The organism is Streptomyces sp. NPDC037013, assembly GCF_055607265.1.
The window spans coordinates 589,200-614,469 of sequence record NZ_JBVJRV010000005.1 but is presented as its reverse complement, the minus strand read 5'-3'; the positions used below and the strand labels follow the sequence as shown (position 1 = coordinate 614,469).

22 protein-coding genes and 1 riboswitch are annotated in these 25,270 nt (G+C 71.1%); of the genes, 12 read left to right on the top strand and 10 right to left on the bottom strand.

The features are described from left to right. Positions 1 to 13: 13 nt before the first annotated feature. Positions 14 to 244 (bottom strand): DUF7455 domain-containing protein, encoded by a 231-nt coding sequence (locus ACZ7DY_RS21725; protein WP_127911237.1) that lies wholly within the window; start codon positions 242 to 244, stop codon positions 14 to 16. A 441-nt stretch (positions 245 to 685) separates the two neighbouring features. Between ACZ7DY_RS21725 and ACZ7DY_RS21720 the strand changes: the two genes are divergently transcribed. From ACZ7DY_RS21720 to ACZ7DY_RS21695, 6 genes are all read left to right on the top strand, one after another. Then, positions 686 to 2,809, top strand: coding sequence for a DNA gyrase/topoisomerase IV subunit B (locus ACZ7DY_RS21720; protein ID WP_471137582.1), 2,124 nt, complete (start codon positions 686 to 688; stop codon positions 2,807 to 2,809). Positions 2,810 to 3,020: 211 nt separating this feature from the next. Next, complete coding sequence (locus ACZ7DY_RS21715) at positions 3,021 to 3,527, top strand: DUF1453 domain-containing protein (protein ID WP_471137581.1); 507 nt, start codon at positions 3,021 to 3,023, stop codon at positions 3,525 to 3,527. After that, entirely contained in the window at positions 3,524 to 4,669 is a 1,146-nt protein-coding gene (locus ACZ7DY_RS21710; protein WP_471137580.1) for a sensor histidine kinase, read from the top strand. Before ACZ7DY_RS21715 ends, ACZ7DY_RS21710 begins: the two co-directional genes overlap by 4 nt. Next, on the top strand, positions 4,666 to 5,403 hold the full coding sequence (locus tag ACZ7DY_RS21705) for a response regulator transcription factor (protein ID WP_471137579.1): 738 nt from the start codon (positions 4,666 to 4,668) through the stop codon (positions 5,401 to 5,403). The genes ACZ7DY_RS21710 and ACZ7DY_RS21705 overlap by 4 nt, the downstream gene beginning before the upstream one ends. 130 nt (positions 5,404 to 5,533) lie before the next feature. Next, the gene (locus tag ACZ7DY_RS21700) at positions 5,534 to 6,097 is read left to right on the top strand and encodes a DUF485 domain-containing protein (protein ID WP_471137578.1); all 564 of its coding nucleotides are present in this window, start codon (positions 5,534 to 5,536) and stop codon (positions 6,095 to 6,097) included. Continuing rightward, on the top strand, positions 6,094 to 7,686 hold the full coding sequence (locus tag ACZ7DY_RS21695) for a solute symporter family protein (protein ID WP_471137734.1): 1,593 nt from the start codon (positions 6,094 to 6,096) through the stop codon (positions 7,684 to 7,686). The genes ACZ7DY_RS21700 and ACZ7DY_RS21695 overlap by 4 nt, the downstream gene beginning before the upstream one ends. A 41-nt stretch (positions 7,687 to 7,727) precedes the next feature. Here the strand turns inward: ACZ7DY_RS21695 and ACZ7DY_RS21690 are convergent, their stop codons facing one another. Both ACZ7DY_RS21690 and ACZ7DY_RS21685 read right to left on the bottom strand, forming a co-directional pair. After that, positions 7,728 to 8,405: a response regulator gene (locus ACZ7DY_RS21690; protein WP_471137577.1), complete on the bottom strand. Its 678-nt coding sequence runs from the start codon at positions 8,403 to 8,405 to the stop codon at positions 7,728 to 7,730. Continuing rightward, positions 8,402 to 10,156 (bottom strand): sensor histidine kinase, encoded by a 1,755-nt coding sequence (locus tag ACZ7DY_RS21685; RefSeq protein ID WP_471137576.1) that lies wholly within the window; start codon positions 10,154 to 10,156, stop codon positions 8,402 to 8,404. The genes ACZ7DY_RS21690 and ACZ7DY_RS21685 overlap by 4 nt, the downstream gene beginning before the upstream one ends. A 247-nt stretch (positions 10,157 to 10,403) precedes the next feature. Between ACZ7DY_RS21685 and ACZ7DY_RS21680 the strand changes: the two genes are divergently transcribed. Then, entirely contained in the window at positions 10,404 to 11,327 is a 924-nt protein-coding gene (locus ACZ7DY_RS21680; RefSeq protein WP_471137575.1) for a hypothetical protein, read from the top strand. A gap of 33 nt (positions 11,328 to 11,360) precedes the next feature. On the opposite strand, the gene ACZ7DY_RS21675 is transcribed toward ACZ7DY_RS21680, so the two are convergent. Beyond that, positions 11,361 to 12,302, bottom strand: coding sequence for a sucrase ferredoxin (locus tag ACZ7DY_RS21675; protein ID WP_471137574.1), 942 nt, complete (start codon positions 12,300 to 12,302; stop codon positions 11,361 to 11,363). An 87-nt stretch (positions 12,303 to 12,389) separates the two neighbouring features. Then, positions 12,390 to 13,676 (bottom strand): citrate synthase family protein, encoded by a 1,287-nt coding sequence (locus ACZ7DY_RS21670; RefSeq protein WP_471137573.1) that lies wholly within the window; start codon positions 13,674 to 13,676, stop codon positions 12,390 to 12,392. Positions 13,677 to 13,796: 120 nt separating this feature from the next. On the opposite strand from ACZ7DY_RS21670, the gene ACZ7DY_RS21665 reads away from it, so the two are divergent. Beyond that, entirely contained in the window at positions 13,797 to 15,002 is a 1,206-nt protein-coding gene (locus tag ACZ7DY_RS21665; protein WP_471137572.1) for a citrate synthase/methylcitrate synthase, read from the top strand. A gap of 73 nt (positions 15,003 to 15,075) precedes the next feature. Here the strand turns inward: ACZ7DY_RS21665 and ACZ7DY_RS21660 are convergent, their stop codons facing one another. The 4 genes from ACZ7DY_RS21660 to ACZ7DY_RS21645 form a co-directional block, all read right to left on the bottom strand. Further along, positions 15,076 to 15,777 carry a DUF6082 family protein gene (locus tag ACZ7DY_RS21660; protein WP_471137571.1) on the bottom strand — a complete coding sequence of 234 codons (702 nt, stop codon included), beginning with the start codon at positions 15,775 to 15,777 and terminating at the stop codon, positions 15,076 to 15,078. 126 nt (positions 15,778 to 15,903) lie between these two features. Beyond that, positions 15,904 to 16,155, bottom strand: coding sequence for a hypothetical protein (locus ACZ7DY_RS21655; RefSeq protein WP_471137570.1), 252 nt, complete (start codon positions 16,153 to 16,155; stop codon positions 15,904 to 15,906). 125 nt (positions 16,156 to 16,280) lie between these two features. Continuing rightward, complete coding sequence (locus ACZ7DY_RS21650) at positions 16,281 to 16,517, bottom strand: hypothetical protein (RefSeq protein WP_471137569.1); 237 nt, start codon at positions 16,515 to 16,517, stop codon at positions 16,281 to 16,283. 97 nt (positions 16,518 to 16,614) lie between these two features. Then, on the bottom strand, positions 16,615 to 17,190 hold the full coding sequence (locus ACZ7DY_RS21645) for a DUF6082 family protein (RefSeq protein WP_471137568.1): 576 nt from the start codon (positions 17,188 to 17,190) through the stop codon (positions 16,615 to 16,617). A 314-nt stretch (positions 17,191 to 17,504) separates the two neighbouring features. Here ACZ7DY_RS21645 and ACZ7DY_RS21640 point away from each other — a divergent pair, with 314 nt between their 5' ends. Beyond that, positions 17,505 to 18,632 (top strand): CobW family GTP-binding protein, encoded by a 1,128-nt coding sequence (locus ACZ7DY_RS21640; protein ID WP_471137567.1) that lies wholly within the window; start codon positions 17,505 to 17,507, stop codon positions 18,630 to 18,632. 14 nt (positions 18,633 to 18,646) lie between these two features. On the opposite strand, the gene ACZ7DY_RS21635 is transcribed toward ACZ7DY_RS21640, so the two are convergent. Next, positions 18,647 to 21,100 (bottom strand): DNA gyrase/topoisomerase IV subunit A, encoded by a 2,454-nt coding sequence (locus ACZ7DY_RS21635; protein ID WP_471137566.1) that lies wholly within the window; start codon positions 21,098 to 21,100, stop codon positions 18,647 to 18,649. Between the two features lie 223 nt (positions 21,101 to 21,323). Between ACZ7DY_RS21635 and ACZ7DY_RS21630 the strand changes: the two genes are divergently transcribed. The 3 genes from ACZ7DY_RS21630 (at position 21,324) to ACZ7DY_RS21620 (ending at position 25,263) form a co-directional block, all read left to right on the top strand. Next, positions 21,324 to 22,685, top strand: coding sequence for a M16 family metallopeptidase (locus ACZ7DY_RS21630; RefSeq protein ID WP_471137565.1), 1,362 nt, complete (start codon positions 21,324 to 21,326; stop codon positions 22,683 to 22,685). After that, the gene (locus ACZ7DY_RS21625) at positions 22,682 to 24,067 is read left to right on the top strand and encodes a M16 family metallopeptidase (RefSeq protein WP_471137564.1); all 1,386 of its coding nucleotides are present in this window, start codon (positions 22,682 to 22,684) and stop codon (positions 24,065 to 24,067) included. The genes ACZ7DY_RS21630 and ACZ7DY_RS21625 overlap by 4 nt, the downstream gene beginning before the upstream one ends. Before the next feature lie 217 nt (positions 24,068 to 24,284). Beyond that, positions 24,285 to 24,447, top strand: a riboswitch (cyclic di-AMP (ydaO/yuaA leader). A gap of 12 nt (positions 24,448 to 24,459) precedes the next feature. Beyond that, a complete protein-coding gene (locus tag ACZ7DY_RS21620) occupies positions 24,460 to 25,263 on the top strand; it encodes a M23 family metallopeptidase (RefSeq protein ID WP_471137563.1) in 804 nt (267 codons plus the stop codon). Positions 25,264 to 25,270: the final 7 nt, after the last annotated feature.

Below are 25,270 nucleotides of genomic sequence, written 5' to 3'. Positions count from 1 at the left end.
TGGATGCGAGGTGTCAGCGTTCCTCTTCGGTGGTGCTCTCGGGAACGGCGGTCAGACGCTCCGTCTCGTCCTGTATCTCAGCGGCGATCTTCTTGAGTTCCGGCTCGAACTTGCGGCCGTGGTGGGCGCAGAAGAGCAGTTCACCGCCGCTCAACAGGACGACGCGCAGGTATGCCTGGGCGCCGCAGCGGTCGCAGCGATCAGCGGCCGTCAGGGGGCTCGCGGGGGTCAGAACAGTAGTCACGTCGCCTCTTCTCTAGCTCGACGAGCTGTCGTACCAGGGTCAACATCCAACCAGGCCGAAAACGTTCCCGCTCGTGGCTTTTCCTCGAACTTTTCTTTCGAGGTGGCTGTCCGTTGCCGGTTGGCGGCGAATGTGCCGTATTGCGTCTCTTACGTGTCTTACGGTTTCGCGCTGTCTGTCAGGTCAGGTCGTCCCCGGCTGGGTTGCCGGTTGTTCATGAGGACGTGCCCGGAGCCTAAATGGTTCATGCCTCGAAGGGAACGTGACGTGCGCTTCACTCCATCGAGGGATCGAACATGTATGCGAGCCTGGACTAGTCTGAGTTGAGACGAGGGTGGCGTGACAACGGCTCTACCAGGCCTCGGTACCCTCTGACCGGTAACCGAAGCCGCGTCCTTACCCCAAAGGACCCCCCTTGAAATTCAGCGAGGAGCGAACCGCGTGACCGCCGATACGTCCGTGCCGTCGACAGCATTGCTGACAGGAGCAGATCGGGACGGTTCCAACTACACCGCGCGGCACCTGCTCGTCCTGGAGGGGCTCGAGGCCGTCCGCAAGCGTCCGGGCATGTACATCGGGTCGACGGACAGCCGCGGCCTGATGCACTGCCTCTGGGAGATCATCGACAACTCCGTCGACGAGGCCCTGGGCGGGTACTGCGACCACATCGAGGTCATCCTCCACGACGACGCCTCCGTGGAGGTCCGGGACAACGGCCGAGGCATCCCGGTCGACGTCGAGCCCAAGACCGGCCTCTCCGGGGTCGAGGTCGTCATGACCAAGCTCCACGCGGGCGGCAAGTTCGGCGGCGGCTCGTACGCGGCCTCCGGCGGCCTGCACGGCGTGGGCGCCTCGGTGGTGAACGCTCTCTCCGCGCGCCTCGACGTCGAGGTGGACCGCGCCGGGCACACCCACGCGATCAGCTTCCGGCGCGGCGTCCCCGGCGCCTTCGCCAAGTCGGGCCCCGACGCGCCCTTCGATCCCTCGGCCAAGCTGAGCAAGGTCAAGAAGGTCCCCAAGACCCGCAGCGGCACGCGCATCCGGTACTGGGCGGACCGCCAGATCTTCCTCAAGGACGCCAAGCTCTCGCTCGACCATCTGCACCAGCGCGCCCGCCAGACCGCGTTCCTGGTGCCGGGGCTGACCATCGTCGTACGCGACGAGTTCGGTCTCGGCGACGGCGGCACGAAGGGTGAGGAATCCTTCCGCTTCGACGGCGGAATCAGCGAGTTCTGCGAGTATCTGGCCCAGGACAAGGCCGTCTGCGACGTGCTCCGCTTCTCCGGACAGGGCTCCTTCAAGGAGACCGTCCCGGTCCTGGACGAGCACGGCCAGATGACGCCCACCGAGGTCACCCGCGAGCTCGGCGTGGACGTGGCGCTGCGCTGGGGCACCGGGTACGACACGACGGTGAAGTCCTTCGTCAACATCATCGCCACCCCCAAGGGCGGCACCCATGTGAGCGGTTTCGAGCGTTCGCTGACCAAGACGATGAACGAGGCGATGCGCGCCCAGAAGGTGCTGCGCGTGGCCGAGGACGACATCGTCAAGGACGACGCGCTCGAGGGCCTGACGGCGGTGGTCACGGTGCGGCTGGCCGAGCCGCAGTTCGAGGGCCAGACCAAGGAGGTCCTCGGCACCTCGGCGGCCAACCGCATCGTCGCTAATGTGATCGCCAAGGAGCTCAAGGCGTTCCTGACGTCGACCAAGCGGGACGCGAAGGCCCAGGCCCGCGCGGTCATGGACAAGGCGGTCGCCGCCGCCCGTACGCGGATCGCGGCGCGCCAGCACAAGGACGCCCAGCGCCGGAAGACGGCCCTGGAGTCCTCCTCGCTGCCGGCGAAGCTGGCGGACTGCCGCAGCGACGACGTGGAGCGCAGCGAACTGTTCATCGTCGAGGGCGACTCCGCGCTCGGCACCGCCAAGCTCGCCCGGAACTCCGAGTTCCAGGCGCTGCTGCCGATCCGCGGCAAGATTCTCAACGTTCAGAAGGCGTCCGTCACGGACATGCTGAAGAACGCCGAGTGCGGGGCGATCATCCAGGTCATAGGAGCCGGGTCGGGCCGGACCTTCGACATCGACGCGGCGCGCTACGGGAAGATCATCCTGCTCGTGGACGCCGATGTGGACGGCGCGCACATCCGGATCCTGCTCCTGACGCTGTTCCAGCGGTACATGCGGCCGATGGTCGAGGCGGGCCGGGTCTTCGCGGCGGTGCCGCCGCTGCACCGCATCGAGCTCAGCCAGCCCAAGAAGGGCCAGGACAAGTACATCTACACGTACTCCGACCGCGAGCTGCGCGAGACGCTCCTTGAGCTGCAGCGCAAGAACGTGCGGTACAAGGACTCGATCCAGCGGTACAAGGGTCTGGGCGAGATGGACGCCGACCAGCTGGCCGAGACGACGATGGACCCGCGGTTCCGCACCCTGCGCCGGATCAACATCTCCGACCTGGACTCGGCCGAGCAGGTCTTCGATCTGCTGATGGGCAACGACGTCGCGCCGCGCAAGGAATTCATCACCAGCTCCGCGGCGACGCTGGACCGCTCGCGGATCGACGCGTAGCGCTCCGGCGGGCGGAGCCGAGGTCGGGTGAGATCAGGCGCCGCAAGGCGTTGAGCTGCGAGGGAGCCGGGTGCTCCACCCACGGGTGGAGCACCCGGCTCCACCCGTGTTCAACCCCTGCTCCGATCCCGTGCCCAGGCGATTTCCGTAGCGTCGAAGGCGTCGATCCTTCTGGGATCGGCCTCGTCCCACTCGTCGTGCGGAGGCTGACATGTCCGGGTTCACCAACGCGCTGGTGATCTGCGCCGTCGTGGTGCTGGTGGTGGTCCGCCAGTTCAAGGCGCAGCGGGTCGGCACGGACCGGAGCTGGTGGCTGATACCGGCCGTCCTGATCTTCCTGGCCGTGCGCGAGCCCGACCTGATCGACCCCCATCACCGCACGGCGTCCGTGGCGCTGCTCGCCGCCGAGCTGCTCGTGGGCCTCGCCATGGGCGCGGGCTGGGCGCGGACCTCGCATGTGTGGACCGAGCCGGACGGCACCGCGTGGAGCAAGGGCACCAAGGCCACCGCCCTGGTCTGGGCCGTCGGGATCGGACTGCGGGCCGGCCTCTTCGGCATCGGGGCGATACTGCAGGTGCGCCAGGGCAGTGCCACGCTGATGCTGGCCCTCGCGGCCACCCTGCTGGTCCGCAGCGGTCTCCTCCTGCTGCGATCCGGGCAGGTCGTGTACGGCCCGGTCGGCACGGCACACGAACCGATGCGGAAGGAACCCGTGTGAGCGCGGACCGCTGGACGAGATGGCCCTCCCGGGAAGCGCTCAGGTGGGCGGGGCTGAGCCTTGCCCGGCTGTGGTTCGTCAGGGTCCTGCGCGTGGTGATCCTCGCCAGCCTGCTGTGGGAGGCGTTCCACGCGGACCGCGGCTGGCGCCTGGCGGAGGGCGTGGCCATGGTCCTGGCCGTCACCTGGGTGGGCTGGGCGTTCTTCCGTATGTCGCTGGCCCACCGCCTGTGGCCCTCAATGGGGCTGATGGCCCTGCTGCTGGGGACCGCGTTCGCCGCGGAGAGCGCCGACTGGCGGATGCTCGCCCTCGTGCTGTGGTGCGGCTCCGCCTTCGCCGCGCTGGAGCGGCTGCCACTGGCCGCGGCCGTGCCCTGCGTGCTCGTCGCGATGACCGGATACGCGGTGTACAACGGCGACAGCTGGTTGATCACGGCCCTGACCGTCATAGGTCTCGTCCTGGCCGCGTACACCCTGCGGCTGGACGCCGAGGCGCGGGGCAGCGCCCATCGGCTGCTGGCCCAGGAGCGGGCCGCCCGCACCGCGGAGGCGGAGTCCGCGGCCCTGGCCGAGCGGGCCCGCATCGCACGCGAGATCCACGACGTGCTCGCGCACAGCCTCTCCGCCCAGCTCGTCCACCTGGAGGCGGCCCGGCTGCTGATCGAGGGGGACGCGACCAAGGAACAGGTCCTGGACCGGGTGGTGGCCGCGCGGTCCATGGCGAGAGAGGGGCTCGCCGAGACCAGACAGGCGCTGTCCGCGCTGCGGGGGGAGATGACCCCGGTCGAGGACTTCCTGCGCGAGCTGGTCACGTCGGACCGGGCGTCGGTCACCGTGTCGGGGGACCGCCGCGCACTGCCCGCCGAGTCGTCCCAGGCGGTGCGCCGCGTGGCACAGGAGGCCCTGACGAACGTCCGCAAGCACGCGCCGGGCGCCAAGGTCGAGGTGTGCCTGCGGTACGGGGAGGACGAAGTGCGGTTGGACGTGCGGGACTCGGGGGGCCGGTCGCCGGGGGAGCTGGCGGCCTCCGGAGCCGGGTACGGTCTGCTCGGGATGCGTGAGCGGGCCGAGCTGCTGGGCGGGTCCCTGGAGGCAGGACCGGGCGAGGAGGGGTTCGTGGTGACGCTGAGGGTGCCGGGATGACGAGGGACGACGGCGCCGCCGGGTTCGCGGGCCGGAGCGCGGCCGGGGCTGCCGCGGGCGGAAGCAAGCCACCCGCTCGGGTGATTGTGGTCGACGATCAGACCGTGGTGCGCGAGGGGATCGTGATGCTCTTGGGGCTGCTGCCCGGCGTCGAGGTGGTGGGGTCCGGCGCCGACGGCGAGGAGGCCGTTCGCCTCGTCGCCGAACTGTCCCCGGACGTGGTCCTGATGGACCTGCGCATGCCCCGCTGCGACGGAGCGGAGGCCACCCGGCGCATTCGCTCGGAGTATCCGGGGACACAGGTCGTCGTGCTCACCACGTATGCCGACGACGACTCGCTGTTCCCGGCGCTCAAAGCGGGAGCGCGCGGCTATCTGACCAAGGACGCCGGCGGGGACGAGATCGTCCGGGCCGTCGAGGACGTCCTCTCGGGCGACGCGGGTCTCGCGCCGGGGATCCAACGACGCCTGCTCGAGCGCCTGTCGGAGCCGGAGACCGTCACGACGGGGCAGCCTCCGGACGGCCTCACCACACGGGAGACCGAGGTGCTCGCCCTGATCGCCGAAGGGATGTCGAACCACGAGATCGCCCGGGCCCTGCACGTCTCCACCGCGACCGTGAAGACCCACATCAACAACCTCTTCGCGAAGGCGGGTCTCAAGGACCGTGCCCAGGCGGTCCGTTACGCCTTTCGGAACGGGCTCACCAAGCCGGAAGGGGGTTCCCGCCCCTGACGATGCCACCGGCACCTGACGATGCTTCACCTGATGGGGTGAAGAGCGGGAGGAGAAGAGTCAGGGATCTCCCCGTTCTGCCCATCCTTGGGCACGTGGCCGAACAGGGTCGCGGACTAAGGAGAGTTCGGTGGAGAAGCACGACGGGCCCGATGTGGTGCCGTCCCGGGCCGATGCCGGCCGAAGCGGGCCCGGCGACCTGAGGGACCCCTGGTACGACGCGCTCGCCTCCGGCTGGGGAGAGCTGGACGGCACGGGTGCGCCGGCTCCCGTGGTCGCGCCCCGGTCCGCGGACGCCCCGCAGCGGAGCGCGAGCCCGTCCGACATCTATCTGGAGGTGCAGCGCAGCGACGCCTTCCAGGAGGTGCGCCGCCGCTATCGGCGGTTCGTCGTCCCGGCCACGGCCGTCTTCTTCACCTGGTACGTGGCGTACGTCGTGGCCGCGACGACGGCACCGGGGCTGATGGCGCGCCCCGTCACCGGGGCCGTGAATGTGGCGATGGTGGCGGGACTCGGGCAGTTCCTCACGACGTTCCTGCTGACCTGGGCGTATACGCGTCACGCCCGGTTGCGACGGGACCGTGCCGCGCTCGATCTGCGCTGGGCCGTGTTCGAGCAGAAGAGGGAGCAGGACCAGAAGAGGGAGCGGGAGCGCGAGCGGGAGCGGGGAGCCGAGCAGGGGGTGGAGCACTGATGGGGGATCACCAGAACCTCGCGCTCCTGCTGTTCGGGGTGTTCGTGGCCGTCACGCTGGCCATCACCACCTGGGCGAGCCGCAACCGGCACGGCTCGGCGGAGGAGTTCTACGCGGGCGGACGACTCTTCTCCCCCATGGAGAACGGTTTCGCCATCGCCGGCGACTACATGTCGGCGGCCTCCTTCCTCGGCATCTCCGGACTGATCGCCCTCTTCGGGTACGACGGGCTGCTCTACTCGGTGGGGTTCCTCGTCGCCTGGCTGGTCGTGCTGTTCCTCGTGGCCGAACTGGTGCGGAACTGCGGGAAGTTCACGCTGGGCGATGTCGTCGCCGCGCGGATGAGGGAGCGGCCGGTGCGGATCGCGGCGGGAACTTCCTCGGTCACCGTGTCCGTTCTCTATCTGGTGGCGCAGATGGTCGGGGCGGGATCACTGGTGGCGCTGCTGCTCGGGGGCACGAGCGGGGCGGCGCAGGCATGGACGGTGATCGGCGTCGGCGCGCTCATGGTGATCTATGTGTCGCTGGGAGGGATGCGGGCCACCACCTGGATCCAGATCGTCAAGGCGGTCCTCCTGATGGGCGGGGCGATCGCGCTGACCGTGCTCGTCCTGGTGCGCTTCCACGGCGACTTCAACGACCTGTTGCGCTCCGCGGCGGACCGCAGCGGTCACGGTGACCGCTTCCTCGCGCCCGGCCTGAAGTACGGCGGGGACTGGACCGCGCGGCTCGACTTCATCAGCCTCGGGCTCGCGCTCGTGCTCGGCACCGCGGGCCTGCCGCACATCCTGTCCCGCTTCTACACCGTGCCGACCGCGCGGGCCGCCCGTCGCTCGGTCGTCTGGTCGATCGGGCTCATCGGCGGTTTCTACCTGATGACGATCGTGCTCGGGTTCGGCGCGGCCGCCCTGGTCGGCCCCGACGCGGTGCGTGGTTCGAATGCCGCGGGGAACACGGCGGTTCCGCTGCTGGCGCTCGATCTGGGCGGCGGCGCGGACTCCACAGGCGGAACGGTTCTGTTCGCGATCGTCGCCGCCATCGCCTTCGCCACGATTCTCGCCGTGGTCGCCGGCATCACGCTCGCCTCCTCCGCGTCGGTCGCCCACGACCTGTACGCGTCCCTGCGGCGTCACGACGCCAAGCCGCGCAGCGAGGTGGCCGTGGCACGCGTCGCCGCCGCCGGGATCGGGGTGGTCGCGATCGGACTCGGCCTGCTGGCCCGCGACCTCAACGTGGCGTTCCTGGTGGGCCTGGCCTTCGCGGTCGCCGCGTCCGCCAACCTGCCGGTGCTGCTCTACTCCCTGTTCTGGCGGAACTTCACCACGCGGGGCGCGGTGTGGTCGGTGTACGGGGGGCTGGTGCCCGCGCTCGTGCTGGTGATCCTCTCGCCCGTCGTCTCCGGCGGGCCCCACTCCCTCTTCCCCGGGGTGGACTTCCAGTACTTCCCCCTGGAGAACCCGGGCCTCGTCTCCATTCCGCTGGGCTTCCTGGCGGGCTGGCTCGGCACGGTGACCTCCCGCGAGGAAGCCGACGAGGCCAAGCACGCGGAGACGGAGGTGCGGTCGCTGACGGGCGCCGGGGCGGCGTAACGATTCCCGGGGTGTGATCGAGGGCCCGGGGGCTCGGGGCGTCAGATGCTGGCGGACCACTCGTAGCGGTGTTCGGGGCGGCCCGTGTCGCCGTACTTGAGGCTGAGTCTGACCCGGCCCGTGCGTTCCAGGAGCTTCAGATAGCGCTGGGCCGTCTGACGGCTCAGCCGCGTACGGTCCGCCAGCTCCTGTGCCGAGAGCGGCCCGTCCGCCGCCATCAGCGCCCTGCGCACCAGCTCCGCGGTGGTGGGGGAGTGGCCCTTGGGCAGTTCGGGCGCTGGGGTCGCCGAGAGGGCGCCGAAGATGCGGTCGACCTCGGCCTGTTCGGCCTCACCCCCGCCGTCCAGGGTGCGGCGCAGCGTGGCGTACGCGTCGAGCTTGGCGCGGAGGCCCGCGTAGGAGAACGGCTTGACCAGGTACTGGAGTGCGCCGTACCGCATGGCCGCCTGCACCGTGGCGACGTCGCGCGCCGCGGTCACCATGATCACGTCGGTCTGGTGGCCCCGCTCGCGCAGGCTGCGTACGACCGAGAGGCCGGTCTCGTCCGGCAGGTAGTGATCCAGGAGCACCAGGTCGACGGGTACATCCTCGATCAGGCGCAGGGCCTCGGCGGCGTTGTGCGCCTTGGCCGCCACGCGGAAGCCGGGGATCTTCCCCACGTAGGCGGCGTTGACGTCGGCGACGCGGGTGTCGTCGTCGACGACCAGGACCTCGATCATCGCGGCTCCTCCGGGGTTCTGACCGTCGAGGCGCCGGTGGCCGAGGCACCAGCGGCCGGTGCCCCGGCCGGCGAGGCACCCGTCACCGGGACGTTCGTGGCGTGGACTCGGTCATCGTGCTCCTCCGTAGGCGCCGGTCCGGGCTCCGTGAGCGCCTCGGGCAGGACGACGGTGAACTCCGCGCCCCCGTCCGGTGCCTCGCCGGCCCGCGCGCTGCCACCCTGCCGCTCGGCGAGCCTGCGCACCAGAGCGAGGCCGATGCCGCGCTTGCCGTGGGCCGGCGGCTCCTTGGTGGTCCAGCCCTCGGTGAAGACCGTCTCGCGCTGCCCTGCGGGGACTCCGGGGCCGGAATCGCGTACCTGGAGGACGACGGTGCGTCCCTCGGCGCGCACATCGACCTCCACGCGCGCGTGGAGGGTGCTCGCGGCGGCGTCGAGCGCGTTGTCGACGAGGTTGCCGACGATCGTGACCAGGCCGCCGGGGTCGACCAGCCGGTCCGGCAGCGCGCTGTGGCGCGGCACGGAGAGCGTCACGCCGCGCTCCGCGGCGACCGTGGCCTTGCCGACAAGGAGGGCGGCGAGCAGCGGATCACGGACCTTCTCGGTGATCTGCTCGGCGGTCACCCGGTGGGCGCCGGCCACCTCGCCGACGAACTCCGCCGCCTCCTCGTACATCTCCAGTTCGAGCAGGCCGAGGAGCGTGTGCATGCGGTTGGCGTGCTCGTGGTCCTGGGCGCGCAGGGCGTCGATGAGGCCGCGGGTGGAGTCGAGTTCGCGGCCGAGCTGCTCCAGTTCGGTGCGGTCGCGCAGGGTGGCGACGGCGCCGCCGTCGTCGGTCGGCATGCGGTTGGCGACCAGGACGCGCTGCCCGCGGACGGTCAGCAGGTCGGTGCCGGTGACCCGGCCCGCGAGCACGTCGGTGGTGCGGCCCGGGCCGAGGGCGTCGTCGAGCGGCCGTCCGATCGCCGTCGCGTCCAGGGCCAGGAGGCGCTGGGCCTCGTCGTTGAGCAGCCGTATCCGGCCGGCCCGGTCCAGCGCGACGACTCCCTCACGGATGCCGTGCAGCATCGCCTCGCGCTCCGCCAGAAGGGCGGAGATGTCGGAGAAGGCCAGGTCACGGGTCTGCCGTTGCACACGGCGTGAGATCAGGTACGCGGCGAGCGCGCCGACCGCGAGCGCCCCGCCCGCGTAGGCGAGCAACCCGGGGATCGAGTGCACCAGACGGGCTCGCACACTGTCGTACTCGATGCCTACGGAGACGGCGCCCACGATGGTCCCGTCCGCGTCCCGCAGCGGCACCTTGCCGCGGGCCGAGCGGCCGAGCGTGCCGTTGTCGATCTCCATGACGTCGCGGCCCGCGAGCGCGTCGCTGGGGTCGGTGGAGACAACGCGGCCGATCTGGCGGCGGTCGGTGTGGGACCAGCGCACGCCGTCCTTGTTCATGATCACGACGTACTCGGCACCGCTCGCCCGCCGGATCCGCTCGGCCGCCGTCTGGACGGGCCCCTCGGCCGTCGGCCGCGTCGCCACCAGCTCTTCGGCGATCTTCGGCTGGGCGGCCGTCGTCTGCGCGATGGCGAGCGCGCGGCGCATCGCCTGGTCGTCGAGCTGATCGCCCAGGGGCGCGAGGAAGAGGCCGGTGGCCAGTACCGCTACCCCCGCGGCGATGGCCAGCTGCATCAGCAGCACCTGCGAGAACACGCGCCGCGGCAGGCCGAGGCGGAGGCGTCGCGCAGGGGCGGTCGGGCTCATGGGTACGAACGGTACGGGCGTCGGCGGGGTACTTCGAAATCACTGTGGCGCGGATCTCGTACGGCGGCGGCCGCAGGGCATGTCTCCGGGCCGCATAAGAGTGCCTGGTGAGAGCCTGCGCGGACCGCCCGGCCCCGCACTGGGCGTGGTGGCGGCCGGAGTGCCCCCAGGTCTGCCCTTTCACTCCTCGTGCGTCCGGCTCCGACGTGCCTAGGGTCGGCGGGGACGACCGGAGGGTGAGGCGAGCGTGCGGGAGACAGAGCGGGCCGCGGAGCGGCAGACGGCGGCGCCGGTCGCCGCCGGGCGAGGGGCGCGCCCGACGGGCCTGGCCGCCCTGCAGCGGCAGGCGGGGAACGCGGCGGTGTCGCGGTGGGTGCAGCGCCAGACGGGCGACCTGAAGGAGCACTACGCCACGAGGCCCACCGAGCACCCCGAATGGGGGCCGTACCAAGAGCTGACGAAAGCCGCCGGCATCCCGCAGTCGCAGGCCGACGACGCCTGGCAGCTGCTGCTCGGCGGCGTCGACTCGCAGGGCGCGCTGAACGACGAGGCGAGGGCGAGGACCACCGTCCGCCAGGAGCAGCGCGAACTCCGCGCGTCGAACACGTGGTACCAGGAGTTCGTCCGGCTCATGACCGAGCACCTGGAGATCGGGACGCCCACCATGGCCCTGTGGTCGGGCGGCATCGAGACCAGCGACTACGCCTACGGGAAGGGGCACACGCCGCTGGAGCGGACCCGGATCGGCGGCGTGCTCAACGTGCTGGAGCTGCATCCGGACTGGAAGCTGAAGACCCCGATGTGGAACGTGCTCTCCAAGGCCTTCGTGGCGCGCGCGACCGGCCCCGTGCACATCTTCATGCGGGCCTACGGTCCGGAGAGCGTCCTCATCTCGCAGGAAATCCCCCAGCTGCGGCTGGTGCAGCGGCTGAACCCGGACGTGAAGCTCGTCTGGCACCCCGTCTACACGACCCCCGACGGGAAGCTGAGAGAGATCAGCGCTGACTACCGACTTGTCGACAACGCCGAGTACGAGGGACGGGACAAATGCGTGAGCGTCCTCTTCCAGTACCTCAGGAAGTTCCACGACGCGGGCAACGCCGAGGCCGCCCGGGCACATGAGGGCATGGAGCAGCTGATCGTCGCCAACGGGCACAGGGACGGCGTCTGAAGCGGCGCCGAGGAGCCGTCCCGGTGGGACGACTCAGGAAGCGTCCGGCGGCAGAGGCTCGTCCCCGGCGCCCGTGATCGCCCGCACCTCCGTGACGTCCATCCGCGCCGGCGACGCGAGGGCCGCGCCGCAGCTCTCGGGGCGGGGCGGGAGCGAGGTGCCCCGGACGACGCTGACGCGCCATCGGCGGCCGTCGGTGTGCGCGACGGTCACCTCCCAGTGCGGGGCCGTGCCGTCCGTCCGGATGACGCTCAACGCCCCGGCCGCGTTCTCGCCGGTGGCGGTGCGCACCGCCAACTCGGCGGCCTGCCCCGGGCGTTCCCAGGCGGAGTTTCCTCGGCAGCCGTCGGTGATGACACGACCCGCGCGGGCCGCGTCGAGGATCTCCTTGACGGCCGGTGCCCGCGTCCGGCCGTACGCATAGCCGTCGGGCAGCACCAACAGCGTGGGGGAGAACCGGTGGCCACCCAGATGAGTGATTTCCCAGGCGCCCTTCTCGCCCGAGGCGGCGAGTTCCGCGGCGAGCGGCCTGCCGAGCAGGGCGCAACAGCGGTCGCGCTTGCCGTTGGTGCAGACGAGCACCAGCGGGCCGCCCTTGTGTGCGGTGCCGAAGCCGCCGTGGTCGCCCGCGCCGAGCGCCGCGAAGTCGAGGTCCAGGAGGCGGCGCGGGTCGTCGGTCACCGCGCCGCGCAGCCAGGTGCGGCCGGGGACGGTGTGCCCGAGGTACACCTGGCGCCGGGTCGGAGCGTGAGAGTCCGCGTGACGGCCGGGGCGGCGGATGAGGGCGACGCGCACGCCGGTCCCCTCGGCGGCCGACTCCAGGGCGCGGCCGACGTCCGGGTCGAGATGGCTGGACTTCAGCGCCTTGGCGCCCCAGGGGCCGGGCTGTTCCAGCAGGAGCCATGTCCTGGCGGTGGCCGCGGTGCCCGCGAGAGGCTCACCCAGGTCCCGCGAGGCGGTCGCGCACGTACTCACACAGGCGAGCCTAACCCGCCCTGTCCCGGCCGGTGCACGCCGTCTCGAAGGTGACGGGGAGGGCGGGACGGGCGGGGGTGAAGGGGGTCAGTGTGACCGGGCAGCCGGTGCGGAGGGTGTCGACGGCGGGACCGGCATCGGCTGGGGCGGCCGGAGACCGACGTACCGGCCGCTGGGCCGCATGCGCAGCGGACGCTCCTCGTACTCCTCCAGGGCGTGGGCGATCCAGCCCGCCGTGCGCGCCACCGCGAAGATCGTCTCGCCCGCCTCGGCCGGCATCCCCGAGGAGGCCGTGAAGACGGCCAGGGCGAGGTCGACGTTGGCGTGCAGGTCGGTGTGGCGTGCGGTGGTGGCCACGACGTCACGGGCCGCGGCGAGGGCGGGGCCCGCCTGCGGCATCCCTTCGAGGAGCGCGAACAGCGCCCGCGCCCGCGGGTCCTCGCCGGGGTAGAGGCGGTGGCCGAGCCCGGGGACGCGGCGCCCCGCGCGCAGTTCGTCGGCGACGACGGGAGCCGCGCTGCCCCGGTCGAGCACGTCGAGGAGCATGCGGTGGGCCAGCCCGCTCGCCGCGCCGTGCAACGGTCCTTCCAGGACGCCGAGCCCCGCCGAGACCGCCGCGTAAGGGTGGGCGCGGGCCGAGGCCGCGACCCGGACGGCGAGCGTCGACGCGGCGAGGTCGTGGTCGACGAGGAGCGCGAGAGCGGTGTCCAGCGCGTGCAGCGCCGCCTCGTCGGGCTTGCTGCCGGTCAGCCGTGCCCACAGGTGGTGGGCCAGGGGACCTTCGGCACGGTGACTGGACAGGACCGGGGGAAGGGCCGCCACGAGGGTGGGGATCAGGGTGCGGCCGGTGCCGATGACCGCCTCTTCGGAGAGGTCGAAACGGAGCGGGTCGGCGGCCGCGGCGGAGATCGCCGCGACCCGCAGCCGGTCGGTCGGACCGCTGTGCTCCGGCAGCGCGTTGACGGCGCGACGGGCCGCGGCGACGGTCTCCTTGGGTGCGGTGAAGCCGACGCCGGGGCGCAGGACGCCGGTCCAGAGCCACTCGGCGACCTCTTCGTAGGAGTGGTCCAGGGCGAGCTGTGCGGCATCGACGCCGCGGAAGTAGTAGCGGTCCTTGTCGATGAGCGTGATGCGGGTGCGTACGGAGAGTTCGTCGGCCGTGGTCGGCGCGGCGGGCTCCCGCCTGTTCCTGCGGGCCAGCGCCTCGACCTCCTTCGCGTCGAACGTGCTGCCCCGTGCCCCCGGACCGCGGCGGCTGCTGAGCTGGCCGCGGCTCACGTACGCGTACACGGTCTCGGGCTTCACGCCGAGCAGCTCGGCGGCTTCCTTGGTGCTGAGCCGCCGACCTTCATGCGTGGTTCCTTGCTCCGTCATGGACGTCACCGTATCCGCATCCTGACACATGGATGTGTACATTGATTCAATCAATATTGACAGCGTATCAATCAAGGGTGGACAGTCGCATCAAGTCCAGGGAGGAAGTCGAGGAAGAACATGTCGATCAATGGCTCCACCACCGCCCCCGTCGAGCGCGTCGAGCCCGTCCAGGTCCCACGAGGGCTCGCGGGCGTCGTCGTCACCGAGACCGAGATCGGAGACGTCAGGGGATACGAGGGCTTCTACCACTACCGCCAGTACTCGGCCGTCGAGCTCGCGCAGAACCGCAGCTTCGAGGACGTGTGGCACCTGATGTTCCACGGCGACCTGCCGGACGCCGCAGAGGGTGCCGCCTTCGCAGCGCACACCGCGTCGCTGCGCCGCCTGCCCGACGCGGTGCGCGAGGCGCTGCCCGCCATCGCCCGCGCCTCCGTGCTCTCCGGCCCGCTCTCCGGGCTGCGCACCGCCCTCTCGCTCTTCGGCGCATCGAAGGGCTTCCGCCCGGTCTACGACATCGACGAGGGCCGGCGCCGCGCGGACGCCCTGGCCGCGGCCGCGGTGGTGCCCACGCTGCTCACCGCGTTGTACCGGCTCGGCCAGGGACTCGAACCCGTGGAGCCGCGCGAGGACCTGCCGTACGCCGCCAACTACCTCTACATGCTCACCGGTTCGGAGCCGGACGCGGCGCGGGCCCGGGCGATCGAGCAGTACCTGATCTCCACCATTGACCATGGATTCAACGCGTCAACGTTCACCGGCCGGGTCATCGCCTCGACCGGCGCCGACGTGGCGGCCTGCCTGGTGGGTGCGGTCGGCGCGCTCTCCGGTCCGCTGCACGGCGGCGCGCCGAGCCGGGCCCTGGACACCCTCGACGCGATCGGAACGCCCGACCGCATCGACGGCTGGATCCGCGAACGGGTCCTCGCCGGGGACCGCATCATGGGCTTCGGGCACCCCGTCTACCGCACCGAGGACCCGCGTTCGCGCATGCTCCGGGGCATCGCCCAGGAGTTCGGCGGCGAGCTGGTCGGGTTCGCGGTCGAGGTCGAGCGGCACGTCGAGGCGATCCTGGCGGAGCTGAAGCCGGGACGCGAACTGCACACGAACGTGGAGTTCTACGCCGGCGTCGTCATGGAGCTGTGCGGGCTGCCCCGCGAGATGTTCACGCCGACGTTCGCGTCCGCGCGCGTGGTCGGCTGGAGCGCGAACATCCTGGAACAGGCCCGGGATTCGAAGATCATCCGCCCGGCGGCGCGGTACGTCGGCGCGACCCCTCCGGTGCCGGTGCCACCCCGGACGCCGGCGCCCGGGTCGGGCGACTGACGGTTACGGCGGCGGTTCCGGCCCCGCGCGCCGCCCTGCCCCGCCCGGCACGCCGCCCCGGTCAGCGGCCAGGTCAGCGGCCCGTGCCCGGCGGCCCGCCCGGGTCCGGATCGGTGAAGGCCCGGTCGAAGAGGCGGAACACCTGCCCCTCGGGGCTCTCCGGGTGCAGCCGGGCCTTGTGGGCCCGTGTCGCGTTCCAGTACCGGCGGAACGCCCTGCTGCTCAGCAGGTTCCGCGCGTGCTCGATGAGGTCGTCCTCGGCGTAACTGCCCCAGCTGTAGGCGAGCACGTAGTGGTTGAAGGTGAGGTTGGCGAAAAGGTTCTGGCGCAGCGTCGTGTCCGGCTCCGCGCGGAAGTCGTTCCAGACGGCGGCCAGTTCCGGATCGTCCATGGCCATCTGGGTGAGCTGGACGTGGAGCGAGCGCATGTCGGCCTCCGCGCTGCGGTGCAGCTCGGCGCGGGACGCGCTCAGTTCCTCGCGCTGGAGGCTCAGTTCGTGGCGCTGCGAGCGCAGCTCGCGTTGCTGGAAGATCAGGGTGACCACCAGCAGGAGGAGGGCGACGCCGGAGAACACGGCGCTCACCCCGCCGAAGTAGTCCCCGAGGGAGCTGCGTTCCTCCGCCGTGCGCCGGTCGCTGTTGGTGGCTTCCACGCCACGGATGAGCCAGCCGCTGACGGCTATGGAGACGATCCCCACCAGGGCGATGCCCGCGGTGGCCACGGCGGTCCACGCGCAGACCGAGAGTGCGGAACGCCAAGCCTGCTGACGTGCCATCAATCCCTCCCCGGGTCCGCGGAATTCTTCCCTGGGGCCGAGGTGGGAAACGTGCCCGGCCCGTGTGGGGACCGGGCACGGGGGCGGTGCGGGAGCCGCCCCGGGCGGGTGGGCCCGGGGCGTCGGCTAAGCGTCCGGGATGTCGCGCTTGGCCAGCAGGAGGGTGTCGCGGCTGATCACGACGATCCGTTCGTCCGTGCGGCACTTGTGGCCCGGCGGCAGGTTGTGCCGCAGGGACTCGGTCGCGTCGGTGCCTATGACGGCGAAGTCCCCGTCAGAGAGCTCGAAGATGTCCGGGCAGGTTTCCCCGGAGAGGCTTCCGCGTTGGCGTGGGGCGGCACCCACGCGGCGTCGTATGAGACAGGTAGGAGCGGCCATGCTGGCCTCCTTGCAGCGGGCGGAGATCGTTAGCCTTCCACCGTGCGTGATGGAGTAATCGCACAGTGTGATGGAAAAAGGTTTCGGAACGCCGGGTCCGGGTGTGGCGGGGTTCCGTGTGCGGCTCAGGCCTCGGGGATGTCGGCCTTGGCTCGAATGAGGGTCTCTCGGGTGATGACGACGATACGTTCGTAGTCGGCACGTGCCGCATCCGTGGGCAGTTCGCCCTCGAGCGCCTCGGTCTTGTCCGTCCCGATGACGGCGTAGTCGCCGTTGCCGAGCTCGAAGATGTCGGGGCAGGTCTGGCCGGTTGCGCTGCCCCGCATATGGGGAGGCACGCCGATGCGGCGCACGATGTTCAAAGGGGATCCCTGTCCTTGGGGGTGAGGGGGCGGGCTGGGCGAGGAAAGGCTAAACCCTCTCCCGCTCAGGATGGCTCAATTTGTCCCTCAACCGGCCTCACTCGGCGGGTGGTTCACCCACCACCCACCAATCCTCGCCGTCCGCCTCCTGCAGTTCCCGGTCGAGACGGTCCGTCATCCGCCCGACCTTGGCCTCTTCGGACGAGCGGTCCAGGCTCGCGCGGTGGTGCCGGGTCGCGTCCCAGAACTCCCGGAAGATCGCGTTCTGGCACATGACGCGCAGGTGGCCGTGGAGCTCCTGGAGGGTCATGGCGCCGATGCGGTGGGCGTGCAACGCGTTGATGTACAGAGCGTTCGCGAACAGGAACTGCTGCTTCCGCTCAGGGGAGATGTGTCCTTCGTACGTGTCGAGGACCTCCGCCAGCGTGGCGTCCCCCATGGCCGTGCGCAGCAGGTCGAAGTGGAGCCGGTGCTGTTCGGTGAGCGCGGCCTGCTGCCGTTGGGCGGCCAGCGCCGCGCTCTCCTGCTCGGCCAGCCGTCGTGCGCGCTCCGCGAGGTGAGCCGCCTGGCGCCGCCCCTGGGAGCGGAGCAGCAGATACGTTCCTGTCGCGAATGAGAGCCCCGCCACCGCGGCCGGACCCACCCCCCGTATCGACATTTTCTGTGTGGTCATGTCAACCCCCGAATCGGCGACCGTCCGCCGGTCGTCGGGTGCGGGTCGACAGGGAGCGGACCGGCGAGCGGTGGGCGGGTGCGCTTGCCGTCTCCCAGGGTGCCGAGCGGCTCTGATCGGCGGGGAGGCGGAGAGGAGGCGCACGGAAGGAAGCGGAGGTCGCATGAACCGGCGCCGTGCCTGACGTGTGCCCCGCGAGCGCCGTTAGCAATCGTTCACTTCGCGGCCCGGGCGCGCCCACCTATCCTGGGGCCGTCGCCATCCGCCGTACGGGGTCCGCCGCGGTCCGTACCAGCCTCGACGAGAGGTCCGCGTTGAACAACCAGCAGATCCCGGTCGTCGTCCTCGCCGGCTTCCTGGGCTCCGGCAAGACGACCCTGCTCAACCACCTGCTGCACCGCAGCGGCGGCACCCGGATCGGCGCCATCGTCAACGACTTCGGCTCGATCGAGATCGACGCGATGTCCGTCGCGGGACAGCTCGGCGACTCGACCGTCTCCCTCGGCAACGGATGCCTCTGCTGCGCGGTGGACGCGAGTGAACTCGACGAGTACCTGGAGCGGCTCGCCCGGCCGTCCGCCCGTATCGACGTCATCGTCATCGAGGCGAGCGGGCTCGCCGAGCCGCAGGAGCTCGTGAAGATGCTGCTGGCCAGCGAGAACCGGCACATCGTCTACGGGGGGCTCGTCGAGGTCGTCGACGCCGCCGAGTTCGACGCCACCCGGGAGCGGCACCCCGAGCTCGACCGTCATCTGGGCATCGCCGACCTCGTGGTGGTCAACAAGACCGACCGGGTGGCGGAGGAGGATCGTGCGCGCGTCCTCGACGTCGTGCGGGGGCTCGCGGGGCGCGCGGCCGTCGTCGCCGCCTCCTACGGGCGCGTCGACGTGGAACTGTTCTTCGACCGCGCGCCGGTGGGGGAGCGGGTCGGGCAGCTCTCCTTCGACGACCTGCGCGACGACGCCGAAACCGCCGCCTCCGCCGAGGGCGCCGACGACGCCGCCGCCTCTGCCGACCACGCCGACTGCACCGGTGAAGGCTCCTGCGCGCGCGCCGGCCACGCGCACGCCGGCCATCTGCACTCCGCTTACGAGAGCCTCTCCTTCACCTCTGACGTGCCCATGGGGCCGCGCCCCTTGATGGCCCTGCTCGACAGCAGGCCCGAAGGGCTCTACCGCATCAAGGGATACGTCGACTTCGGCGCCGCCGACCCGCGGAACCGCTACGAGGTGCACGCCGTGGGGCGGTTCCTGCGCTTCTACCCCCAGCCGTGGGCCGCGGACGAGCCGCGGCTGACCCAGCTGGTGCTCATCGGGTCGGGTGTCGACGTACCCGCCCTGGAGAAGGATCTGGAGGCCTGTCGCGCGTACGCCCCACACGCCGACGAACACGGCATGTGGGGCGTCCTGCGCTACGTCCAGGAGCCGGACGAGGAGGGCTAGCCGGCCACCGGCGGCTACACCGGGCCCGCCACCGCGGCCACCGGCTTCTTCAGCGAGACGCCCGAACCGTCACGGCGCGGGTCGATCTCGGGCAGCTCGGCCGGGGTGCCGTTGCGCTGGGCCGCGCGCGGGGGCGTCGGGCCCGCCCAGGCGAAGCTCAGGCAGTCCTCGCCCTTCAGGAAGCGCTGGACGCGCACGCCACCCGTGGCCCGCCCCTTGCGCGGGTACTGGTCGAAGGGTGTGACCTTGGCCGTCGTCTGCACCGAGTCGTCGAGCGTGCCGCGCGAGCCGGCCACCGTGAAGACGACCGCGTCCACCGCGGGGTCCACCGCCGCGAAGGAGATGACCTTCGCGCCCGCGCCGAGCTTGATGCCCGTCATGCCGCCCGCCGGCCGCCCCTGGGGGCGCACCTGCGCGGCCTGGTACCGCAGGAGCTGGGCGTCGTCCGTGATGAAGACCAGATCCTCCTCGCCGGTGCGCAGCTCGGCCGCGCCGACGATCCGGTCACCCTCCCTGAGGGTGATGACCTCCAACTCCTCCTTGTTGGACGGATAGTCGGGCACCACGCGCTTGACCACGCCCTGCTCGGTGCCGAGCGCGAGGCCCGGCGAGGACTCGTCGAGCGTCATCAGGCAGATCAGCTTCTCGTCCTTCTCCAGGGCGAGCAGCTCGGAGACGGGCGCCCCTCCGGAGAGGTTGGGCGCGGAGGCCGTCTCCGGCAGCTGGGGGAGGTCCACCACGGAGAGCCGCAGCAGCCGTCCCTGGGAGGTGACCGCGCCCACTTCGCCGCGCGCCGTCGCCGGCACCGCCGAGACGATCACGTCGTGCTTGACGCGCTTGGCGTCGCCGTCGCCGAAGGGCTCGCCGTTCGCCGTACGCGCCAGGAGGCCCGTCGACGAGAGGAGCACCCGGCACGGGTCGTCCGCCACCTGAAGCGAGACGGTGGCGGCCGGGGAGCCGGCGGACTCCAGGAGCACCGTGCGCCGGTCGGTGCCGAACTTCTTGGCGACCGCGGCCAGTTCGGCGGAGACCAGCTTGCGCAGCTCCGCGTCCGAATCGAGGATCCCGGTCAGCTCGTCGATCTCGCCGTTGAGCCGGTCGCGCTCGGACTCCAGCTCGATCCGGTCGTACTTGGTCAGGCGGCGCAGCGGGGTGTCGAGGATGTACTGCGTCTGGATGTCGCTCAGCGAGAAGCGCTCCATCAGGCGCTCCTTGGCCTGCGCGGAATTCTCGCTGGAGCGGATGAGGCGGATGACCTCGTCGATGTCCAGGAGGGCGACCAGGAGGCCCTCCACCAGGTGCAGGCGGTCCCGCTTCTTGCCGCGGCGGAACTCGCTGCGGCGGCGCACCACGTCGAACCGGTGGTCGAGATAGACCTCGAGGAGCTCCTTGAGGCCGAGCGTGAGCGGCTGGCCGTCGACCAGCGCCACATTGTTGATGCCGAAGGACTCCTCCATCGGGGTCAGCTTGTAGAGCTGCTCCAGGACGGCCTCGGGGACGAAGCCGTTCTTGATCTCGATGACCAGGCGCAGGCCGTGCGATCGGTCGGTGAGGTCCTTGACGTCGGCGATGCCCTGGAGCTTCTTCGAGCCGACCAGGTCCTTGATCTTGGAGATGACCTTCTCGGGACCGACGGTGAACGGCAGTTCGGTGACGACCAGGCCCTTGCGGCGCGCCGTCACGTTCTCCACGGAGACCGTGGCGCGGGTCTTGAAGGTGCCGCGGCCCGATTCGTAGGCGTCCTTGATGCCGCTCAGCCCGACGATCTTGCCGCCCGTGGGCAGGTCGGGGCCCGGCACGTACTTCATCAGCGTCTCGAGGTCGGCCCCCGGATGCTTGATGAGGTGGCGGGCGGCGGCGATGACCTCGCCCAGATTGTGCGGGGGCATGTTCGTCGCCATGCCGACCGCGATCCCCGACGCGCCGTTGACCAGGAGGTTCGGGTAGGCCGCCGGGAGGGCGGACGGCTCCATCTCCTGGCCGTCGTAGTTCGGCTCGAAGTCGACGGTGTTCTCGTCGATCGACTCCGTCATCAGGGAGGTGGCGTCGGCCATCTTGCACTCGGTGTACCGCATGGCGGCCGGCGGGTCGTCGTTGCCGAGCGAGCCGAAGTTGCCGTGGCCGTCCACCAGGGGCAGGCGCATCGAGAAGGGCTGGGCCATGCGCACCAGCGCGTCGTAGATCGACGCGTCGCCGTGGGGGTGCAACTTACCCATGACCTCGCCGACGACGCGGGCACACTTCACATAGCCGCGGTCGGGGCGCAGGCCCATCTCGTTCATCTGGTAGACGATCCTGCGGTGCACCGGCTTCATGCCGTCGCGTGCGTCCGGCAGGGCGCGGGAATAGATGACCGAATACGCGTACTCGAGGAAGGAGCCCTGCATCTCGTCGACGACGTCGATGTCGAGGATCTTCTCCTCGTACGAGTCGTCGGGCGGCGGGGTCTTCGTGCTGCGGCGGGCCATCGCTGCTGCGGCTCCTTCACCAACAAGTGCGGGATCTGACGCCGACCATTGTGGACCGTCCCACTGACAACGCAGACCACGACCCGTTCGCCGGGGGCGTCGGCCGCGACTACGCCGAGGGCGGAGCGGGAACTTCGTCAGGTGCTGACACGCTTGCATACAGTGGCAGGACTGGCAGCAATTGTTCTGATCCAGCGATGATCCAGCGATCGAAGGGACGTACATGCCCATGGGTCACACGGCCACAGCCGGGGCCGGCTCCGGCGGCCTGACAGCGACCGAGCACCGGCTGGCCAACGGGCTGCGCGTGGTGCTCTCCGAGGACCACCTGACCCCGGTCGCCGCGGTCTGCCTCTGGTACGACGTCGGCTCGCGCCACGAGGTCAAGGGGCTTACCGGCCTCGCCCACCTCTTCGAGCACCTCATGTTCCAGGGCTCGAAGCAGGTGCACGGCAACGGCCACTTCGAGCTGGTCCAGGGAGCGGGCGGTTCGCTCAACGGCACGACGAGCTTCGAGCGGACCAACTACTTCGAGACCATGCCCGCCCACCAGTTGGAGCTGGCCCTGTGGCTCGAGGCGGACCGGATGGGCTCGCTGCTCTCCGCCCTCGACGAGGAGTCCATGGAGAACCAGCGCGACGTCGTCAAGAACGAACGCCGCCAGCGCTACGACAACGTCCCGTACGGCACGGCGTTCGAGAAGCTGACCGCCCTGTCGTACCCGGAGGGCCACCCGTACCACCACACCCCGATCGGCTCCATGGCCGACCTGGACGCGGCCACCCTGGAGGACGCCCGCGCGTTCTTCCGCACGTACTACGCGCCCAACAACGCCGTCCTTTCGGTCGTCGGCGACATCGACCCGGAGCAGACGCTCGCCTGGATCGAGAAGTACTTCGGTTCGATCCCCGGCCACGACGGCAAGCAGCCCCCGCGCGACGGCTCCCTGCCCGAGCGCATCGGCAAGGAGCTGCGCGAGGTCGTCGAGGAGGAGGTGCCGGCCCGCGCCCTGATGGCCGCCTACCGCCTCCCGGAGGACGGCACGCGCGCGTGCGACGCCGCCGACCTCGCCCTCACCGTCCTCGGCAGCGGCGAGTCCTCCCGGCTCTACAACCGCCTCGTGCGCCGTGACCGCACCGCGGTCGCCGCCGGATTCGGCCTGCTGCGCCTCGCCGGGGCGCCCTCGCTCGGCTGGCTGGACGTGAAGACCTCCGGCGACGTGGAGGTCCCCGTCATCGAGGCCGCCGTCGACGAGGAGCTCGCCCGCTTCGCCGCGGAGGGCCCCACGCCGGAGGAGATGGAGCGCGCCCAGGCCCAGCTGGAGCGCGAGTGGCTCGACCGGCTCGGCACGGTCGCGGGCCGCGCCGACGAACTGTGCCGGTACGCCGTCCTGTTCGGCGACCCGCAGCTCGCCCTCACCGCCGTGCAGCGCGTCCTGGACGTCACCGCGGAGGAGGTCCAGGAGGTCGCCAAGGCCCGCCTGCGGCCGGACAACCGCGCGGTGCTCGTCTACGAACCCGTGACCGTCGCCGACGAGCCCGCCGAGGCCGCCGAGGACGCCGACGAAGAGGAGGCGGCGAAGTGACCGAGGCCGCGACGATGCAGTTCCACCCGCAGCCCCAGGCGGGCACCGCCAAGCCCTGGGCCTTCCCGGCCCCCGAGCGCGGCACCCTGCCCAACGGCCTCACCGTCCTGCGGTGCCACCGCCCCGGCCAGCAGGTCATCGCGGTCGAGGTCCACCTCGAAGCGCCGCTCGACGCCGAGCCCGAGGGCCTGGACGGCGTCGCCACGATCATGGCGAGGGCCTTCAACGAGGGCACCGACAAGCACTCCGCCGAGGAGTTCGCCGCCGAGCTCGACCGGTGCGGCGCCACGCTCGACGCCCACGCCGACCACCCCGGCGTGCGGGTCTCCCTGGAGGTCCCGGTCTCCCGGCTGCCCAAGGCGCTCGGCCTGCTCGCCGACGCCCTGCGGGCCCCCGCCTTCGCGGACAGCGAGATCGAGCGGCTCGTGCGCAACCGCCTGGACGAGCTGCCGCACGAGGCCGCCAACCCGCCCCGCCGTGCCGCCAAGGAGCTGTCCAAGCAGCTCTTCCCCGCGACCTCGCGCATGTCGCGACCGCGCCAGGGCACCGAGGAGACGGTCGCGGCCATCGACTCGGCGGCGGTGCGCACCTTCTACGAGAAGCACGTCCGGCCCGCCACGGCCACCCTCGTCGTCGTCGGCGACCTGGCCGGCACCGACCTGGACGCCGTCCTCGCGGACACCGTGGGCGCCTGGACGGGCTCCCCGGGCGAGCCCCGCCCGGTCCCGCCGGTGACCGCCGACGACCGCGGCCGCATCGTGATCGTGGACCGTCCCGGAGCGGTCCAGACGCAGCTGCTGATCGGCCGCGTCGGCGCCGACCGGCACGACCGCGTCTGGCCCGCCCAGGTGCTCGGCACGTACTGCCTGGGTGGCACGCTCACCTCCCGCCTGGACCGCGTCCTGCGCGAGGAGAAGGGATACACCTACGGCGTACGGGCGTTCAGCCAGGTCCTGCGCTCGGCGCCGGACGGCACGGGCGCGGCGATGCTGGCCATCAGCGGCTCCGTGGACACCCCGAACACCGGGCCGGCGCTGGAGGACCTCTGGAAGGTCCTGCGCACCCTCGCCGCCGAGGGGCTCACCGACGCCGAGCGCGACGTCGCCGTGCAGAACCTGGTGGGCGTGGCCCCCCTCAAGTACGAGATGGCCGCCTCCGTGGCGGCCACCCTCGCCGACCAGGTCGAGCAGCACCTGCCGGACGACTTCCAGGCGCAGCTGTACCGCCGGCTGGCCGACACCGGCACCGTGGAGGCCACCGCGGCCGTCGTGAACGCCTTCCCGGAGGACCGTCTGGTGACGATCCTCGTGGGGGACGCCTCGCAGATCGAGGAGCCCGTCAGGGCCCTCGGGATCGGCGAAGTGAGTGTGGTCACGGGCTGACGGTGACGTGCGCACGGGCTGAGTGACAGTCAGGACATATCGGACCCCGGTGACCGCTTCGGCCGCCGGGGTCCTCATATGTCCGTATTCATACGGTGGTTGCCCGTCTGCCCTGTGGCGTGCGCTACAAAAGTCGAGTTCTGTTTGTGGATTGAAAGAGGCCCCGTTTAGCGTCGGTCCGGCTGTTCGTCGCGCAGTACGCCGCATCCGCGGCACCGGACAGTCATCGCCGAGTCCCCGTACGGCGCAAGCCAGGGGAGCCGGGGACCCACATGTCCCCTGGGGTGAATCGGGCACCTTGCCGCGAGGTGAGGGACCCGTAGGAGACCTTCCTGCTCCGAACCCGTCAGCTAACCCGGTAGGCGAGAGGGAAGGAAAGGAACACCCGCCACATGGCGTTCACCCGTGCCACCGGGAAGCACCGTCGTCCGAGCCGTCTCACGCGGACCACCGCGAACGTCGCGGGTGTCGCGGCGCTCACCACCACCGGTGTCATCGGAGGCCTTGCCGCCCCCGCGCTCGCCGCCGCCGACGAAGCGGCCGTGGAGCACACCGGCCTCACCCAGGCGATATCCGTCGGCGACTCGCTCGCCGACAGCGTCGACGCGCAGGCCGCAGCCCAGCGCCAGGCCGCCGACGACGCCGCTGCCGCCAAGAAGGCCGAAGAGGCCGCCAAGAAGAAGGCGGCCGAGGAGAAGCGCAAGGCGGAGGCCGAGGCCAAGGCGAAGGCCAAGAAGGAGCGCGAGGCCAAGGAGCGCGCCGCCCGCGAGGCCGAGCGCAAGCGCCTGAACACCTACGTGGCCCCGGTCTCCGGTTCGTACGTCTCCACGGGCTACCAGACCGGCGGCGCCATGTGGTCCTCCGGCAGCCACACCGGCATCGACTTCCACGCCGCCTCCGGCACCTCCGTCCACGCGGTCGGCTCCGGCACCGTCGTCGAGGCGGGCTGGGGCGGGGCCTACGGCAACAACGTGGTCATCAAGATGAACGACGGCACGTACACCCAGTACGGCCACATGTCGTCCCTCGGTGTCTCCGTCGGCCAGACGGTCACCCCGGGCCAGCAGATCGGCCTCTCCGGCTCGACCGGCAACTCCAGCGGCCCGCACCTCCACTTCGAGGCCCGCACCGGCCCGGACTACGGCTCGGACATCGACCCCATCGCGTACCTGCGCGCGCACGGCGTCAACGTCTGACCGACGC